We start from the raw sequence: 17,042 nt of genomic DNA on the forward strand, positions 1-17,042 counted from the left end.
TCCAGCTTTGTTATTGATTTGAAAGAAAAATGTGAAGTTGTTTGCCTGCGCTTTGCTGGCTAGATGGGGTAGTGACATCGTAACTTTGCTAATATTAAATACAGAATAGAATAAAGCTTTATCTTGATTCGATGTGATTTAATCCCAATGGTTAAATAATATTTGCTGTCACTAAACTGTTTGAGATGATTTTTAGCAATTCCTATCTTGTAGGCTAATAGAATTTCCGCCTCTTTCCGATCGGTTCCATGCAGGCGGCAAAGATATTTGTCTGACAAGGCAAGCTCACTTGTAATATATTTTTCAGACATTCCCGAGATGTTCTCGTCATCTGCCCAGTAAGCACCCAACGGTTCGGACAGGAAATGAAATCGCTCAGTTTTTAGGGCAAGCCTCAGCCAGAGGTCGTAATCTTCAATGGCTATGAATGTTTTATCTTCAATGAAACCACCGCTGGTTGCCAACAGATCACGTCGCACACAGACACTGGAGGTGATGAGAGCATTGCCACGTGTCATGAGATCTACAAAGGCGGGGACTGTGACTTGACGGCTTTTTTTTCTTCTGAGGCGTTTTCCGCCGGGAGAATAGACATCGCAGGCATGATAAACAACATCGTTATGATTGGTCAGTGGGAGGATTTTCTCCAGTTTGGCGGGATACCACCAGTCGTCGGAGTCGAGAAAACAAATCCACACTCCTTGAGCTGCTTTTATGCCATTGTTCCGAGGTTTGGCGGGGCCGCCCCAGTTGGGTTCCCACAGATGGCGGACGTTGATTCTTTCTGCAGCTGCAGACACCACTTTGGCAGTGTCGTCTGTGGAACCATCATCGCAGATGAGAACTTCAAAATTTTGGAAGGTCTGATTCGCTAAAGAGTCAAGAGCTCTTTGAAGTTTTTTGGCCCGATTGTATGTTGAAATAACGACAGAAAAAAAAGGTCCTGTCGCAATATCAGATTGGCTTGGTTCGCCCATTCAGGCTATCTCCTGTAATGCTGCAGCAAGACGTTTTTGCCAGGTATGATCTCGCAGGCAGCGTTCATGACCCGCCCGGCGGATTTTTTCTCGTTCAGTTTCATGCTTCAAGAAATAGCGAATCTTGTCAGCCAAATCTTCTGGACCATGATAACAAACGATCTCTTGTCCTATCCGGTAGAACTCTTCCAGTTCCTCCATGTATTCCACCATATAAAATCCACCACTCATCGGTACTTCAAAATCCCTCAGTCTTACCTGGAGAATTCGCTCCCCGGTGTGATGAGTGCTGCCGCAGGATGAAAAACCGAGATTGATTTTGGATCGGCTGTACATCTGGACCATCTCCTCGTCACTGAGCAATCCACGTATGATTTCGGGGGGCAATACCGTAGCAGAAATCAAAGGTTGCACTTCTCTCGCCCGATCGTTAAAGAGACGATTCAGGCGGCGACCAGCAATTAACCATCCCTCTCTCGTCAGCAGTTTGCGGCCGACCCGTGCGGCCTGCAATCCGCGATTAGCAACCCCGGAAGCATATTTTTCCCACCCATACCCCCAGACCTGCACATCGATCCCCTGTGCCAGCAGATAATGGATATACCCCGGGCGTTCACCGTAGGCCTGACCAACGAAGGTGACATCAAACTCCTGCTTTAGATCAAACGGCCGGTAAATATTCGGATTAGCTGCCTCCTGGCAATATATGGGCCTGGCTCCCAGAGTTCGGTAATCATCTAGTCTGAATTTTTCCGGCACCAGGCACCAGTCGTAATGAGGTGAAATCTCCGACACCAGGTGGAGCTGATAGGAACCATTGCAATACCAGTTAACAGTTTTGATTCCCATTGCCCTGATTTCGTCTATCGTCTCAGGAAAGATGCATGCGTCATAGAAATAACTGAAAAAGAGATCGATAGGCTTGGTGGCATGTGCTGCTTTGAGTTGACGGAGCAATTCTTTTGTGACCAGGGGGCGATTGCGACTTATGAATGCACGCTGAGTAGGCATTGAAGGATCTACATTGCGGAACGTCTCCCGTAGATCGTAGTCAAATTCCACCACCTCGTGCCCCAGGTCAACAAGTGGCAGGTAGAGGTTGTTCCTCCAAAGATTGGAAGAAAAGATAGGATTGGGGCTGGTTTCAGAGGCGTAAAAAATACGCATGGGGACGTTTTCCTTCAAGAGATAGTTTTTTTAAACCAGAAACAGCCGCAGCCATACTTCTGTTCGGCCACTAATGCTTGTGGTGCGTGTCGAAGTAACCCGCCATTGTCTGGGATCAGGGAAAATTCTACCAGGGATAAGCCGGTAAAGTATTCAATCACCTGCTGATAAGAGTAGATACGATGGGCATTGTACATGATGCGTGGGGTGCCGACCGGTACCACGAAGAGCAGCAATCCGCCCGGAGCAAGTACACGCTTCAGTTCTGCCATCGCCTTGAGATCACCCTGGGGATCAAGGGGATCCCCGTATCTTCCCAGACCGACGTGCTCAACAACATGCATACAGGAGATGGAGGGGATGCTTTCGTCCTGAAATGGCAGCGCGAGCAGATCCGCCGGTTTTGAACTCAGATTGCTCAGGTTCAGCTCTGCTGGCCGGTAATCATAAAAGGTTACCGGTACGAAGGCTGAGATAATCGTGCAAAAACTGAGGGAGGAAGAAATATCCACGTGATGTGCAGGTGCGGTTTCTGCAATTATCCGCGCGGCCCAGGCGGGATGATAGATGTAGTGGCGGTCAAAACTGGTGCCAGTGGTCCTGTCGTCCAGGCAGGGATACAGGTCGCGCCACCCCATGGTGAAGCGGCGGGGATACGTGCGCGACATGCGTCGGAAGCTGATGACTTCGCCCATGAAATTTATCGATCTCCACAGGCGTCGGAGCATCCGGGCAATATTGATTAATGGGGTCATGGCGTGCATGCCTTTCGAGTAGTCACTGTCACTCCTTTACTGCTGCAGCCAGCCGGTCCGGTGTGGTCCGGCCGAAGGAGCCGAAATACCGCTTCAGAGCCAGGAAGCGTTTTTCGAAGGCATGCCAGGTGAACAGGGCGGCAGCCAGGGAGATGCAGGTGCTCACGCTGAACAGCAGCAGTATCCAGGCCAATCCCGACTCCTGGGGTATCCCCAGCTGCGTCAGCCCCCAGCGCGCCAGCAGGATGGCGGGAATGTGAAACAGGTATATGGCATAGCTGTATTTGCCGAAGCAGCGGCACCAGCTGTTGTCGAACAGTTTGACGAACCTTCCGGTCCGGGGCAGGAACATGACCAGATTGACCACGCTTCCGAAAAGGCCGGCAAGGACCGTGTAGCCCAGTGTCTCGTAGAACGGTAGCCGCAGGTATTTTCCTGCCAGGAAACCGGCAATGAACAGCCCGAGAAAAAGTGTGAACACGTTCCACTTCTGCTTGTCAAAAACGATTTTCCAGCGCTGATCCAGCAGGGCAGCCGCCAGCAGGGCACCAGCCAGGATCGAGTCCATGCGGCAGAAGGTAAAGACATAGGTGATGGAAGACAGGGGAGGTCCGTATGTCAGGAAGGCGAAACGGACGCATATGGCCCCCGCAATCAGTGCCAGACTAAGGCGCAACAGGCGCTTTCCGGTGAAGAAAAACACAACCGTTGGCCACACCAGGTAGAAGTGCTCCTCCACCGCCAGGGACCAGGTGGGAGCCAGCAGCAGTTGCGGTATGGAGTGCAGATCGAGCGGAGGCTGGACCATCATGTTCTGGGCGTAAAAGAGGTAGGTGATTTTGGCGAAGCCCACCGTCTGTTTATACATTTCGTCAAAATCGGGCATCATCAGCGGGAGCAGGTACAGCATGGCGGGAATGACCAGGTAGTACAGCGGAAAGATCCGCAGGCAACGCCTGGCGTAGAAGTTGCCGAAGTAGTGCTCGTCGTCCCGGGTAGACAGCAGTATCCCCGTAATCAGAAAACCGGACAGCACAAAGAACAGATCGACCCCCACCCATCCCATCCCCAGCAGATTGGCCGCCTTCCGCGAAATCAGATCAGCCGGCTTGGGGGATAGCATAACCGTGTGGTTGATGATGACCAGCAGGATTGCCCAGCCGCGTATCCCATCCAACGCAGGGATGTGGCTGCCGAGAGCGGTTATGTATTGATGTGGTGAACTGTGCTTCAAGTGATGTCCGCCTATTACCGGGAAGGGGTCGGTCCGGCCCCGAATTCAAGCCGGATGGTGGTGTTGACATAGTACACAAGGGCTATGTAGATCAGCGATGAGATGCACAGAGCTGCGGCAACTCCTTCAATGCCGTGGGACAGTGCCAGAAAATATGCCATCACCAGGAAGGAAGCGGCCTGCAGCCCCTTCGGGAGCATATAGATATTGGGGCAGTTGCTGTAGATCCCTTTCAAAGCCATAACCTGACCGATATTGAATAATGAGAGCCCCAGCATGACGATCCAGAGCACATGGTGATGTTCGGCAAATACTTCCATGGTGAGCAGCGTGATGAGCGGTTTGCCCAGCAACCAGGCCAGGATGATCATGACCGCCATGGCCGCCCCTGAAAACAGTATCGTGTGCGATACGAGCGTTTCGCTCTGTCGCACCTGCTCGGGTGAGGATAATGCTCCGGCCTTTTCAAATATGATCGGTACCATCAGCTGGTTCACCAGTGCAAACAGCAGGTTGACCGGAGAGCTGGCAATGGCGTAGATAGCCGCGTAGATACCCAGGGCATTTTCGCCTGATATGTACTGGATGACCCAGCGGTCGGCGTACATGCTTACTGCGGCGAAGCCTGCAAAAAAAACGAAAGGGGCGGCATAGCGCAGAAATTCCCGCCGACAGGCCCGCACCGCATCCGGGTCGTGCGGCATGTGCTCCAGGGCCTGGCGTATCTCAGGATTTTTCCGGGCAAAGATCGCCTGGGAGCATGTAATCAGCAGCGTTCCGAGAGCATAGCCCAGCAGGGCCATATGACCGCTTTTCCCGGCTATATGAAGTAGCAGGATCGACAGTCCGGTACGCAGCCAGACATCGGCCCCCTGATGCAAGGCCACTATCCGGCGCTGGCGCAGGGCATTCTGAGCTGCGATGAAAGAGGCATTCACACCCCCGGCTACACCGTAAAGGATGGCGACGCCTGCTATCAGTGCCCATGGTGATTCGAAAGTCCGGAGCACCAGCACCGTGATGCCGGCCAGCAGGAGCAGGGTCCCTCCCAGGACGAGGTGTCCTTTGCGGAGAACGGCGCAGTACACCGGCAACAGGTTACGCTCCCGATACACCGTGTAAAATCGGGCCACCACATTGGCGAGGGGGCCGTAAATGTACATATTGAACAATCCGGCAATGGTGAGACCCAGAGCCAGTTGACCATATCCTTTTGGCCCCATCAGTGTCGTCAGTACTTTGATGCCAATGAAACTGCCGGTAAAACCGAGAAACTGACCCAGAAGCACCCAGGCCATTTCGTGCCTGAATTTCAGGAAACGCTCAAACAGCATGCCGGCAACCATGGGGATGTGCAGTAACGGCAACACCTGAAAGGGGGCGTAAGTAGGGGGTTGAGGAACCAGAATGATTACGGAGAGTGCAGGTCACGAACGATTATTCTCCTTCGGTGAACCAGCGGTAAGTGGCCACTATCCCGTCCTGCAGACTGGTTTTGTGCATCCACCCCAGGGCATGAAGCCGTGAGGAGTCGGCTAGTTTGCGCGGAGTACCATCCGGCTTGGAGGTATCGAATATCATTTCACCCTTAAAACCAGTTGCTTTCTTCACCAGCAACGCCAGATCTCCAATACTGACTTCCTGGCCGGAGCCGACATTGATCAAAGCAGGCGGACCGGGGACCAGGGACCGGGGACTGGGGGAGATCAGGTCATCAAAAAGCTCATTTGGCAGGTTCATCAGGAACAGGCAGGCCTCTGCCAGGTCATCCACGTGCAGAAATTCACGTAGCGGTGATCCAGTGCCCCAGACGGTGACAGAAGGCGAACCGGCTAGCTTTGCCTCGTGGAATTTCCTGATCAGGGCCGGCAGGACGTGGGATTTTTCCAGGTCGAAGTTGTCGTTCGGGCCGTAAAGATTATTGGGCATGGCTGCCAGAAATTTTGTGCCGTACTGTTTGTTGTAGGAGCGGCACTGGTAAATTCCGGCGATTTTGGCGATGGCGTAGGCGTCGTTGCTCTCTTCCAGTGGGCTGGTCAGGAGATGTTCCTCCCGGATCGGCTGGGGGGCGAACTTGGGATAGATGCAGGTGCTGCCCAGGAATAGCAGCCGCTTGACGCCGTTTTTCCAGGCCTGATGAATGACGTTGGTCTGGATCTGCAGGTTGTCGTAAATGAACTCGGCCGGATAGGTGCTGTTGGCCATGATGCCGCCCACCTTGGCCGCAGACAGAAAGACGTACTCAGGTTGTTCCGCCTGAAAAAAAGCCTCAACGCTGGATTGGCAGCGCAGGTCAAGTTCGCTGTGTGTCCTCAGGATCAGGTTGTCATAGCCTTCTGCTTGCAGTTTGCGGACAAGGGCCGATCCGACCATGCCGCGATGCCCGGCCACGAAAATTTTTGCGTGCTTATCCATGTTGCAGTTTCTCCCCACTATAATTTCCGGTTTCGGATGGTTTTGCCCCAAAATTAGGACAGATGATCGTCTCGTCGCTTGCACCCAGATCGTGTAATTGAATTTTGAGCTGCTGTGCCCGTTTCAGGGAGGTGATAACAATCGGACAGCCACCAGCCTGTATTCCCCGTCGCAGGTCTATTACCCGACGGCCCATGAACTGGCTGTCGATGCTGCAGTCATCCATGACCTCGTTCAGCTCCAGGCCCGCTTCCTGCAGTGAGAGCCAGGCGATCTCGGCAACTTCGTCAACACCGCAAAAGGAAATGCGGGTGATGTTGCGGTCGGCCAATTTCTGGAAGAGCTGCAGGTAGTCCTGACGTGTAACGGTGTACAGATTGGTGAAATAATGGACATGCTGGTAGGCAAGGCGACCCTTCTCAGCCAAGCCTTGTGGGGTCAGCAGATAGGCGTACCGATTATGGGGGTAGTTTTTGATGCGAATGTAGCCTTTGGCTATGAAATTCTTGATATAGGAGTTGACCAGTCCCAGTGCGATTCCCAGGCGTTTGGCCAGCTCGCGCTGGGAAACCGGTTGTTCGTCGGCAACTTCGGAGAGTAATTGAAAAGCTTTGATATCATCCTGGTTGCCGTGACAGTGATTGTTCATATGGTGAACAATAGGTCATTTATGCCTTTGAATCAAGCTGTTTATCCGGTTTTTTACCGTCCTGTCCTGTTTTCACCATGCAGAACCAACCGTTTGCTGCGTGCGGATGATAGCCCTTCAAAGCTCAGTTGTCCCCGGTATTCATCACGGTAATAGAGCGTTGCCTGGCCAGCAGGAAGATGAACTGGAGTTGTGTTGGTCAAAGTGAATGAAAAGGAAGGTCGGGCGGTGTCTTCAATTAATACGTTGGAGGAGCTGAGTTGATAGTCGGCCAGCTTGGAGAATTTTCCAACTGGTGTAAGACGTGGTCCTGTTGCAGACATTGTCAGAGGACCGAAAGCAGTCTTGAGAGTATATCCGCCGAAGCTTTGGGGAAGATCACCATAAAGGCTTAGCTTTGCCGTGTCACTGCCGTCAAGTCGAAGATCGTAGCGAGGGGTCCATGCAGGCTCTGTCAGTAGGTAGCTGAACCGCACACGCCCGTTTTCAGGATGAACAGTTACTTTGGCAAAGGTGTCGGCGCCGGTGCCCCGGGTGCGGATTGCCGAGATACGGCTGTCTATGCGGCGGATTTCGTGCTCTGTCCTGCGCCGTGCTGTATAGACCGATTCCAGTTGGGCGATGGCAAAGTCGGTCCCCTGGCGGATGGACTGCATCGGGTCGGGATTTGTCTTTGTCTTGCGGGGCGCTTTGCCGCTTTGGGACTTGGCGGCTGACTTGAAAATTTCCTCGCGGGTGGAGAGCGCCTGCAGTCTGTCCTGCAGCCTGTTTTTCTGTTCAATCAGCGTATCGAACTCCTTCTCGTATTTCTTCTCCTGCCTGGTCGGTTCAATTTCTACTCGCTGGATGGCAGCTCCATTCAGGGGGGTAATGCGCAGAGAGCCGTCAATAACGTGGGGCGGAAGAGGGAGGGAAAGAGATCCCCGCGTGGCCTGGGATTCGATTTCAACAAAGGCGCCATCGGAAAAAAAGGTAACCGACTTCTTCTCTGCAGCAGATGCTGCCGAGAGGCCTGTTAGCAAAAAACAGAGGCAGAAGAGATATTTCATTGAGATTCCTTTCCGGCTGAAGTTTGAAAGGCTGGTTGGCAAAACCATTCCGGCTGTTGCGCCGGTGACGTAAAAAAGGTTACACTTCAAAAGGTTTGAACTCTGGTGCGGAAGGCGGTCCGGTATGGAACAGGATGTGGAAGTATCAGTCAAAGACATAGTCAATTTTTACATTAAAATCAATGATGCATCCAAGGCCAAGCGCGATTTTACCCCCTTCTCATCCAAAGATAAGCTGGCTGCTTTTGAAATAGTGCAGTCTTCCTCCGCCAGCAGCAGTTTCAAGATCGAGATCGCAAAATACTTCCTGTTTGACCTCGATCCGCGCATCCGCAGAAAAGCGGAGATGATGCTGGAAGACCTCGTGCCCGACTGGGTCTCCGATCCTGCGGAAAGCATCCTGAAGCTGCTCAAGGCGGCTGAGGACAGAGGGTCTGCCCATCGCGACACAGCCGTGAAATTCCTTTTCGGGATTGTGGATGCGAACAGCTTGAGGGATACCTTCATCACGCTGCTCAATGGCCGTAACAGGGTTCATATGGCGGAGATTCTCGCGATTCTGGAGAAATACGTCGATGACTCTGTTGACGAGCAGGAACAGGTCAAGATTTTCGATGCCTGTCTGGATATTGTTCTGTCTGATGACACGGACCAGAATATCAAATTTCATGCCTCCAACCTGTTAAGCGCCTTTTTTAAGAAAGTGGAATCCACCCGTCTGGGGCAGGTCTTGCGGCAGAAATTCATTGAGCGGCAGGTGGATAAGGCGGAAGGGGTCTATCGCTATCTCTGCAGCGGTGATGTCGGACTCAGTACCACCTTCCTGGAGGATTTGCTGAGGCCGCTTGAAGACGGAGGAAAAACCTATCAGCTGAAGATCGTCCAGTACCTGGGATATGTACTGGAAAAGTCAGACAATCCTGCAGAGGTTGACACTGTTCTTGATACCTATCCTGATTACTGGAATCAGAATGAACCTTCCAAAGAGGATAAGATCAAAAGTATCTGCAACCGCATTCTGCAGGCGCTGGAAAAGTTGTGGAATGTTGTGGATGACGAGGAAGTGCGCTCGCTGATTATCCGGATAACCTATGCCCGTTATATCGACAAAAAGGAGCTGTTGGAGCAGATCAGTGCCAGGATCGAAAGAGAGGTCATTGCCGGTAATGCCCGGGAAAAAGTATCCCAGATGCTGCGCTGCTTTCTTCACCAGGGGGAAGATGATCTGCTCAAGCTTCAGGCGGCTCGCCTGCTGTTTTTCAAGCTGGGTGGCACCGAGAATCGCGCAAAAACGCTGGAACTCCTCAAGCTGCATGTTGAGAGCAAGGTTCTTAAAGGGGAGTTAAGCACCGAACTGTGCGGGATGATGCAGTCGTTGGTCAAGGAAAAGGGAGTCAGCGGCACAGCGGTTGATAAAGCCAGCTACATCAGGTTCATAGTGGCCCCGCAAAGTTTTCAGGATAAGGAGGAGCAGAAGTCCCTCCTTGCATATCTTTCTAGGCTTTGGGAAGGAGAGGGGCTGGAGAGTGCGGAGGTCAGGAAGCGGGTGCTTGATTCGTTGGCAGTGCTTTCAAATCAGCTGGTATCGGAGGAATTGCAAAAAACGGTCGTGCACCTGGAAGGCGTCATCAGGAAACGAATGCCGTAAGTGCGGTTGTAAGAAGCGCCTGGTATTCCCTATTGTTGTGATGTGTTTTGCTTTGTCTGTTGTTGATAAAAGTGATAGATTAATCACATGAACATGGCATTAGATAGAGGTGTCGTGAGGCTATGTGAGGTGTCACCAGAAAGGAGGACGCCATGAACATCATCGAATGCACCATTCGCATGAAGGAACAGGCCCGGGATCACTATCGGCAACTCGCAGACCGGGTGGCCGGGGCGGAATTACAACGCATCTTCAGCCTGCTGGCAGCAGCGGAAGAAGAACATATACAGCGCCTGCGGGTTATCGGACAGGAAGTGGAAAGCAGTTCAACGGCAGCAGTTGATGAGGGGGCCTGCCGGTTTAACCCGGCCATTGGACTGGTTGATCCCGAGCTGGAATTGGAAAATGATCCCGATGCCTATCGTCATGTCCTCAAAGAGGAAGAAGATACCATCGGTTTTTTGGAACAGGTCAGAAGCCAGACCGACAACGAGCAGACACGATGGCTCTGTGGCATGCTTGCGGAGAAGGAACGCGAGCACTTGACGATGCTTGCAAACATCTACTCATTTGTGGAAGAGCCGCGGACCTATCTGGAATGGGGAGAATTCGGTAACCTCAAAGGCTTGTGATTCTTTGTAATGAAAGGAGAATGTCATGACAGCCAACAGCTTTGACAGTGTATGTTACAGGACTGAACAGCGCGAAGAGCAAGTCGCCTTGCGCAATTTGAAAAACGGAGAGATCGGGTATTCTTTTGGATGCACCCATGCTGGTGAAACAATTCAGGTACGGTTATTAAATGGGGAGATGGATTCCTGGAACCGGTTTGATTGTATAGAGGACTCGGTAACTGAGCCAACGGTGCATTAAGCTATTGTGCGAGACAGAAAATATTTTTAAAAACAGAGAAGGCCGCTCGGATCAACCGGGCGGCCTTCTCTGTTGATGCAATTCGAATCTCTTCTATACTCCTTGTGCAGGTGACATTGGACGATTCATTCATTCAACGACATGGTTTCACTGAAAATGGCAAAAGGAGAGAAGCAATGCTGAAACGTACCCTGCTAACCGGTTTGCTTGCGGCAATCACGGCATGCCTTCTTGTCGGATGTAACCAGGAAACTCGTTACGGTCAGGAAGTCGGTCGTGCCGCTCCTGTTTCCCAGTCGGCTGCAACCGCTGGCGAGCGATTCAGCGCCGGCGAACGCCTGTTCAGCCAATACTGCTCACCATGCCATCCCGACGGGGGTAATGTCTCAGACCCTCGGAAGTCGCTACGCAGTTCGGATCTGAAGGCCAATCATATAACCAGGCCGCAGGACATTGTCAGGATCATGCGCAACCCCGGTTCCAGAATGATGCGTTTTGATGTGACGACCATTTCCGACGCCGATGCCACAGCGATAGCCGAATATATAATGACCAGCTTCAAGAATTGATCATCTGCCAGTGTTTCCGGTAGAGGAGGGAAATGTATGGAGAGCCCCGCTGCTCCCAAAGTTTTGGTGCTTGGTATCGGAAATCTGGTGATGAGTGATGACGGAATCGGCGTAAAGGTCGTTCAGAGGCTTCAACGTGAATTCCGCCTGCCCGATCGGGTTGAGATCATGGATGGCGGCACGTTGGGCCTGGATATTCTGCCCCGCCTCGAAGGCATCGAACAGTTGATCGTGGTTGACGCTGTGGAAACCGGTCGGCCCCCCGGCACCCTGGTGCGCCTGTCGGGCGACGAGATTCCGCTGGCATTGGAGACGAGGCTCTCTCCCCACCAGATGGGGCTCAAGGATCTGCTCGCGGTATCTCACCTGATGGGACATTCTCCTCGCGAGATGATCCTTGTGGGGATTCAGCCGGGCAGCATCGAGATGGGTACGGAATTGACTCCGGAGGTGGAGCTCCATGTGGAGACCATGATGGCCGCTGTTCTGGAGGAACTAAAGAGGTGTGGGATAGAGGTGACGCCAAAGGAACAGCAAATAACACTTGGGCCCCTTTAAAAAAGGGGGATTCAAGAGGTTCTCCATCTAAAGAAAAGATTGGGATGATGAGCGGGATTTGATTTTGAACCTTCGCCTACTCATCCTCCTTTTTTAACGTGAATTTGTACCCGCTGAAAATACTGGAAATCTCAGCGCCATGTTCCTTGATATCCATCAACCACGCGCTGTAGACGTGATTGATCACAAAACCGAGCAGCAGCCACGGCAGCGAGTGGTGAAGAAGATGTAGCGTCGGAGTGTTGAACAGGGCGTACATGAATCCCAGTGAGCGATGCATCAGCCCTCCGGGGGCATGTTGCGCATACATGGCGAAGCCGGTCAGGATCATGACGATATAGATGCAGAAGACCAAAAAATAGGCTGTGGCAGCGAGTGGGTTGTGGCCGATCGTTTCCGGCACCTGATGGCTCATGAACAGGTAATAACGGAACATGTCCCGCAACTTGGCGCGACCGCGTGCCGTCAACATGGGGAAGTACTCCCGCCAGCCGGCGTAGCGGTTGCCGATCAGCAGCCATATCATTCGCGAGACGACACTGACGGTAAACAGATAGCCAATTGCAAAGTGGAGGAAGCGGACCCAGCCCATCGCAAAATCCGATGCGGAATGCGCCACAGAAAAGGGATGGGCGATAAAGGCGCCTGTGGCGGTCAGGGTGACAATCGAGAACACGTTTATCCAGTGACACCAGCGAACCGGCAGTTCCCAGATATAGCGCTTCAGTTTGCAGTGTTCGTGTACCTGAGTCCTGGTCATGGTGCCTCCTGGCTCAGCAAACCTTTACTTTGACCATTTCGTTGCCGGCGACATCCGTCACATGCACGGCGCAGGCAAGGCACGGGTCGAAGGAATGGACAGTGCGCAGGATCTCCAGCGGCTTGTCGGGATCGGCCAGGGGAGTTCCCACCAGGGCGGACTCGTAGGGGCCGCGCTGCCCCTTGGCGTCACGGGGCGAGGCATTCCAGGTGGAAGGTACGACTGCCTGATAATTGAAGATGGCTTTATCCTTGATCCTGATCCAGTGTCCAAGAGCACCCCTGGGCGCCTCGTGCCAACCGTAACCCGAGGCTTCTGCCGGCCATTCAGAAGGGTCCCACAGCGTGTTGGCATGGATGCGGTAATCGCCCTTGGAGATATTGCCGATCAGTTCATCCAGCCACTTGGGTGTCTGGCGGGCGTTCAGCAGGCAGTCTATGCCACGAGCTCCGGTCCTGCCCAGGGTTGAGAAAAGCGCCTCCGGTCCCACTCCCAGCTTTCCCAGCACCATGTCGACCGCCTCTTTGGCCTCCTTGTGACCGGATGCGTAAGCTACCAGCACGCGCGCCAGCGGTCCGACCTCCATCGGCTGCTCGTTGTAGCGCGGCGCCTTGACCCAGGAATATTTCTTGTCGGTTTCCAGGAACTGATAGGGTGGCTTGGGGCCGGTGTAATGCGGCTCCGACTCGCCGTTCCAGGGATGAAGTCCCTTGCCTTGCCCTTCCATATAGTCGTACCAGGAGTGGTCAACGTACTCGGCAATCTTTTTCTGATCCACCGGCAGCACCTTGGTAATATCCTTGTTCACGATCACCCCGGACGGAAACCACTGGTTGCCGCCCGCGTCGGTGAACTCGCCATAGCACAGGAAATTGCCCTCGCCACCACCGATGGCGGCCCAGTCCTTGTAGTATGAAGCTACTGCCAGCAAATCCGGGATATAGACGTTTTCCACGAAATCCTGGGCCTTTTTCAGCAGCCGCTTGATTTCGATCAGTTTGTCGGCGTTGAGTGCATTCTGGGAATCCGGGTCAATTGGAATTGCCATGCCCCCCACCAGAAAAGTCTGAGGATGGGGATTTTTGCTCCCCAGGATGGCGTGAATCTTGATGACATCCTTCTGCCACTCCAGTGCCTCCAGATAATGGGCGGCGGCCATCAGATTCGCCTCGGGCGGCAGCCTGTAGGCGGGATGTCCCCAGTAGGCATTGGCGAACGGACCCAGACGGCCCGAAGCGACGAAAGCTTTGAACCTGTCCTGTACCTCTTTGAAATAGGTTGCGGAGTTGTTGGGCCAGTCCGAGATGGAGGAGGCAAGTTTTGAAGAAGCGCCCGGGTCGGCCTTGAGAGCAGAGGTGATATCGACCCAATCCAGGGCGTGCAGATGATAGAAGTGGATCACATGGTCCTGCACATTCTGGATGCCGATGATGATATTGCGGATCAGCTGAGCGTTTGGTGGAATTTTGATCTTGAGAGCATTCTCCACGGCGCGGATGGAGGCGATGGAGTGCACTGTGGTGCAGACACCACAGAAACGTTGGGTCCAGTACCAGGCATCGCGTGGATCACGCCCCTTGAGAATCTTCTCGATGCCCCGAAACATGGTGCTGGAGCTCCATGCATCGGTAATCCTGCCCCCATCCACCTGGGCCTCGATGCGCAGGTGTCCTTCGATTCTGGTAATCGGGTCAATAACGATCCTGGCCATGTCTTATCCTTCCCTGGTGGTATCGCCAGGTTCCCGGTCCTTGTTTATCGCCATTATTGCACCATGAACAGCAAACGCTGCGGCAGTGCCGACAGCCAGCCCGATTCCGATCTTGTCGGCCATGGCCTCAATGCCAAAGCCGTGCACTTCGGGCAGTCGTTTGTACATTGGGCCCATGCTGTCCCAGAAAGCCGGTTCAGAACAACCGACACAGCCGTGGCCAGAACCAACTGGCCAACCTGTTTTTTCATTGTAGCGCTGGCTGGGGCAGTTATGGAAGGTTAGCGGCCCCTTGCACCCCATCTTGTAGAGGCAAAATCCCTTGCGATGTCCATCGTCGCCCCACTGCTCCACATATTGTCCGGCATCGAAATGCGGCCTGCGTTCGCAGTTGTCATGGATACGTTTGCCGTAAGCGAATAACGGCCGGCCAAAGGCATCCAGGGCAGGAATCTTGCCGAATACCAGGTAGTGTACGATAGTGGCGGTCAGGTTGTCGGCATTGACCGGACAGCCGGGCAGATTGATGACAGTGGCGCCGGGAACAGCCTCCTTGACGCTCACCGCGCCGGTCGGGTTGGGCACGGCTGCCGGAATGCCGCCGTAGGCCGCGCATGTTCCAACAGCAATGGTGGCCGCTGCACCGCCGCAGACCTTACGTGCAAGATCGAGGAATGACTTCCCCCCCACGCAGCCGTAGACGCCGCCATCTTTCATGGGAATGGAACCTTCAACCACGCAGATATATTTACCCTTATAATCGGTGATGCTCTTATCCAGAGCAGCTTCGGCCTGGTGGCCGGCCGCGGCCATGATGGTTTCATGATAATCCACAGAGAGGATATCCAGCACGATCTCAGCTGCAGTCGGATTCGCTGCTCGCAGCAAAGCCTCTGTATTGCCGGCGCAGTCCTGGAACTCCAGCCAGACCAGCGGCGGGCGCTTGATTTCATCCAGCGCCTCGGCCACTTTTGGGGCAAAGGAGACAGGCAGCGAGAGCGCCGCTGTCACAGCAGAGCAGAACTTGAGAAAATCGCGTCGCGATACTCCACGTTGCCTGAGATCCTCACCAACCGAGTACTCCCGAGACTCATCTGATACATGCTTTTTGCCATTGCGTGTCGCGCTGCCATTTTGTTTGCTCATATCAAGCTCTCCGCATATGGGGTGCTGAAAAGATCAAACTCCGCGATTGTTTGGGTTCCACGATCCTCGAAAACACCGTTTAATTATCGTTTTTTTACTTCGTTATTTAAATGGTAGTCCAAGATCTCAATAGTGCAATAGCTGTACTAGTTTATATGGGTGACCACGTGTTCATGGAACATACTACTGATGTTTTGTTTACGAATGCCGATTGCACTGCGTTAGTGTCCGAGTATCAGAATCTTTCGAGAAAACGAAAAAAACCTCCGACTCATGTCGGAGGTTTTAAATTTGATCGGGTCCAAATGGACCTTGTGGGAAGAAAAATTTTTACGGAGTCAGTTTTGTCACGATCCTGCCGCCACCCAGTACCGCATCTCCCTGATAGAAAACAAGCGCCTGGCCCGGCGTCACCGCCTTCTGGGGTTCATCGAACACAACCTCGCACCTGTCCCCTTCCAGTATCTTAGCCCGGCATGGGACTGGCTGGTGGCGATAACGGATTTTGCAGGTGGTAGCAAATTCATCGGCAGGGGGGGGATTGATCCAGCTGATTTCTTCTGCAATCAGCCCTGTGGCAAGAACATTTGCTGCCTCCCCTACAATCACGGCGTTTCGTTTTACATCAATCTCAACTACGAACAGCGGCTCGCTCCAGGAAATGCCCAACCCTTTGCGCTGGCCGATAGTATAGCGGTGAGTGCCCCGATGGCGCCCCACAACAGTTCCACTGACGTGGATGATCTCTCCGGGAGGGTTGTTTACTTCGCCGCTCGCTTCCAGAAAGGCGATGTAATCATCGTTGGGGATGAAGCAGACCTCCTGGCTGTCGCTTTTTTCCGCAACCGGCAGGCCCAACTCCCGCGCCATGCGGCGCACTTCATCCTTGCTTTCCACTTCGCCGAGCGGAAAAACGAGCTGTGCCAGACGCTCCTGGGAGAGGGTGTACAGGAAATAGGACTGGTCCTTGCGGATGTTGCGCGCAGTTCGCAGATGGCAAGTCCCGTCAGGATCGCTGGTTTTGCGGACATAATGACCGGTGGCCAGAAGCTCGGCGCCCAGGTCTCGTGCGCTATCCAGCAACAAACCGAATTTGATATAGCGGTTGCAGCGAACGCACGGATTGGGAGTCTGGCCGGTACAGTACTCGTTGATGAAGTCATTTATGATCAGGTCGCGGAAGCCTGGTTCGTAATTGACCACATGGTGGGGGATGCCGAGGTGCGCAGCCACAACAGCTGCATCGTGGACAGCCGAGCCGGCTCCGGTGATACGTGGTTCGAAGAGCCGCATAGTAATGCCGATGACCTCATGCCCCTGCTGCTTAAGCAAGGCCGCAGTAACTGATGAATCAACTCCGCCGCTCATGGCAACTGCTATTTTCATATCTGTGATCCTCGCTTAGCCGGTAGGTTGTTGAAAAACAGCCATCTCGCCGCCGTCCTCGAAACCCGCCTTGTGCGGCGTAGCGCTGCTACGCCTTGTATGTTGGACTGACAGTAACTAGATTCTCTGTTCCAGGACATGGCAG

At 53.4% G+C, this 17,042-nt stretch carries 17 protein-coding genes; 5 read left to right on the forward strand and 12 right to left on the reverse strand.

Annotated elements, in window-relative coordinates; all coding sequences use genetic code 11:
• Window positions 1-59 precede the first annotated feature (59 nt).
• The 8 genes from KJB30_RS12090 to KJB30_RS12125 form a co-directional block, all read right to left on the reverse strand.
• On the reverse strand, window positions 60-977 hold the full coding sequence (locus KJB30_RS12090) for a glycosyltransferase family 2 protein (protein WP_214299613.1): 918 nt from the start codon (window positions 975-977) through the stop codon (window positions 60-62).
• On the reverse strand, window positions 978-2,144 hold the full coding sequence (locus tag KJB30_RS12095; protein WP_214299615.1) for a CgeB family protein: 1,167 nt from the start codon (window positions 2,142-2,144) through the stop codon (window positions 978-980).
• 14 nt (window positions 2,145-2,158) lie between these two features.
• Entirely contained in the window at window positions 2,159-2,899 is a 741-nt protein-coding gene (locus tag KJB30_RS12100) for a DUF268 domain-containing protein (protein ID WP_246545655.1), read from the reverse strand.
• A 28-nt stretch (window positions 2,900-2,927) separates the two neighbouring features.
• The gene (locus tag KJB30_RS12105; RefSeq protein ID WP_214299619.1) at window positions 2,928-4,133 is read right to left on the reverse strand and encodes an acyltransferase family protein; all 1,206 of its coding nucleotides are present in this window, start codon (window positions 4,131-4,133) and stop codon (window positions 2,928-2,930) included.
• A 14-nt stretch (window positions 4,134-4,147) separates the two neighbouring features.
• The gene (locus KJB30_RS12110; protein ID WP_214299621.1) at window positions 4,148-5,479 is read right to left on the reverse strand and encodes a lipopolysaccharide biosynthesis protein; all 1,332 of its coding nucleotides are present in this window, start codon (window positions 5,477-5,479) and stop codon (window positions 4,148-4,150) included.
• A gap of 91 nt (window positions 5,480-5,570) precedes the next feature.
• Window positions 5,571-6,548: a GDP-L-fucose synthase family protein gene (locus tag KJB30_RS12115; protein WP_214299623.1), complete on the reverse strand. Its 978-nt coding sequence runs from the start codon at window positions 6,546-6,548 to the stop codon at window positions 5,571-5,573.
• Complete coding sequence (locus KJB30_RS12120) at window positions 6,541-7,197, reverse strand: winged helix-turn-helix transcriptional regulator (protein WP_214299625.1); 657 nt, start codon at window positions 7,195-7,197, stop codon at window positions 6,541-6,543. The genes KJB30_RS12115 and KJB30_RS12120 overlap by 8 nt, the downstream gene beginning before the upstream one ends.
• Before the next feature lie 53 nt (window positions 7,198-7,250).
• Window positions 7,251-8,246 carry a DUF4140 domain-containing protein gene (locus tag KJB30_RS12125; protein WP_214299627.1) on the reverse strand — a complete coding sequence of 332 codons (996 nt, stop codon included), beginning with the start codon at window positions 8,244-8,246 and terminating at the stop codon, window positions 7,251-7,253.
• Between the two features lie 124 nt (window positions 8,247-8,370).
• Between KJB30_RS12125 and KJB30_RS12130 the strand changes: the two genes are divergently transcribed.
• The 5 genes from KJB30_RS12130 to KJB30_RS12150 all read left to right on the forward strand — a co-directional run bounded on the left by KJB30_RS12130 (window position 8,371) and on the right by KJB30_RS12150 (window position 11,894).
• Window positions 8,371-9,894 (forward strand): hypothetical protein, encoded by a 1,524-nt coding sequence (locus KJB30_RS12130; RefSeq protein WP_214299629.1) that lies wholly within the window; start codon window positions 8,371-8,373, stop codon window positions 9,892-9,894.
• Window positions 9,895-10,046: 152 nt separating this feature from the next.
• Entirely contained in the window at window positions 10,047-10,526 is a 480-nt protein-coding gene (locus tag KJB30_RS12135; protein WP_214299638.1) for a ferritin-like domain-containing protein, read from the forward strand.
• A gap of 25 nt (window positions 10,527-10,551) precedes the next feature.
• Window positions 10,552-10,767: a hypothetical protein gene (locus KJB30_RS12140; protein ID WP_214299640.1), complete on the forward strand. Its 216-nt coding sequence runs from the start codon at window positions 10,552-10,554 to the stop codon at window positions 10,765-10,767.
• 176 nt (window positions 10,768-10,943) lie between these two features.
• A complete protein-coding gene (locus KJB30_RS12145; protein ID WP_214299642.1) occupies window positions 10,944-11,336 on the forward strand; it encodes a c-type cytochrome in 393 nt (130 codons plus the stop codon).
• A gap of 36 nt (window positions 11,337-11,372) precedes the next feature.
• Window positions 11,373-11,894 carry a HyaD/HybD family hydrogenase maturation endopeptidase gene (locus KJB30_RS12150; protein ID WP_214299644.1) on the forward strand — a complete coding sequence of 174 codons (522 nt, stop codon included), beginning with the start codon at window positions 11,373-11,375 and terminating at the stop codon, window positions 11,892-11,894.
• A 76-nt stretch (window positions 11,895-11,970) separates the two neighbouring features.
• On the opposite strand, the gene cybH is transcribed toward KJB30_RS12150, so the two are convergent.
• From cybH to mnmA, 4 genes are all read right to left on the reverse strand, one after another.
• Window positions 11,971-12,654: a Ni/Fe-hydrogenase, b-type cytochrome subunit gene (gene cybH / locus KJB30_RS12155; RefSeq protein ID WP_214299646.1), complete on the reverse strand. Its 684-nt coding sequence runs from the start codon at window positions 12,652-12,654 to the stop codon at window positions 11,971-11,973.
• 13 nt (window positions 12,655-12,667) lie between these two features.
• Window positions 12,668-14,365, reverse strand: coding sequence for a nickel-dependent hydrogenase large subunit (locus KJB30_RS12160; protein WP_214299648.1), 1,698 nt, complete (start codon window positions 14,363-14,365; stop codon window positions 12,668-12,670).
• Between the two features lie 3 nt (window positions 14,366-14,368).
• Window positions 14,369-15,511, reverse strand: a complete 1,143-nt coding sequence (locus KJB30_RS12165) for a hydrogenase small subunit (protein WP_214299650.1) — start codon at window positions 15,509-15,511, stop codon at window positions 14,369-14,371.
• Window positions 15,512-15,841: 330 nt separating this feature from the next.
• Window positions 15,842-16,897 carry a tRNA 2-thiouridine(34) synthase MnmA gene (mnmA, locus tag KJB30_RS12170; RefSeq protein WP_214299652.1) on the reverse strand — a complete coding sequence of 352 codons (1,056 nt, stop codon included), beginning with the start codon at window positions 16,895-16,897 and terminating at the stop codon, window positions 15,842-15,844.
• Window positions 16,898-17,042: the final 145 nt, after the last annotated feature.

This window comes from Pelotalea chapellei, from assembly GCF_018531195.1.
In the GTDB taxonomy this organism is placed as follows: domain Bacteria; phylum Desulfobacterota; class Desulfuromonadia; order Geobacterales; family Pseudopelobacteraceae; genus Pelotalea; species Pelotalea chapellei.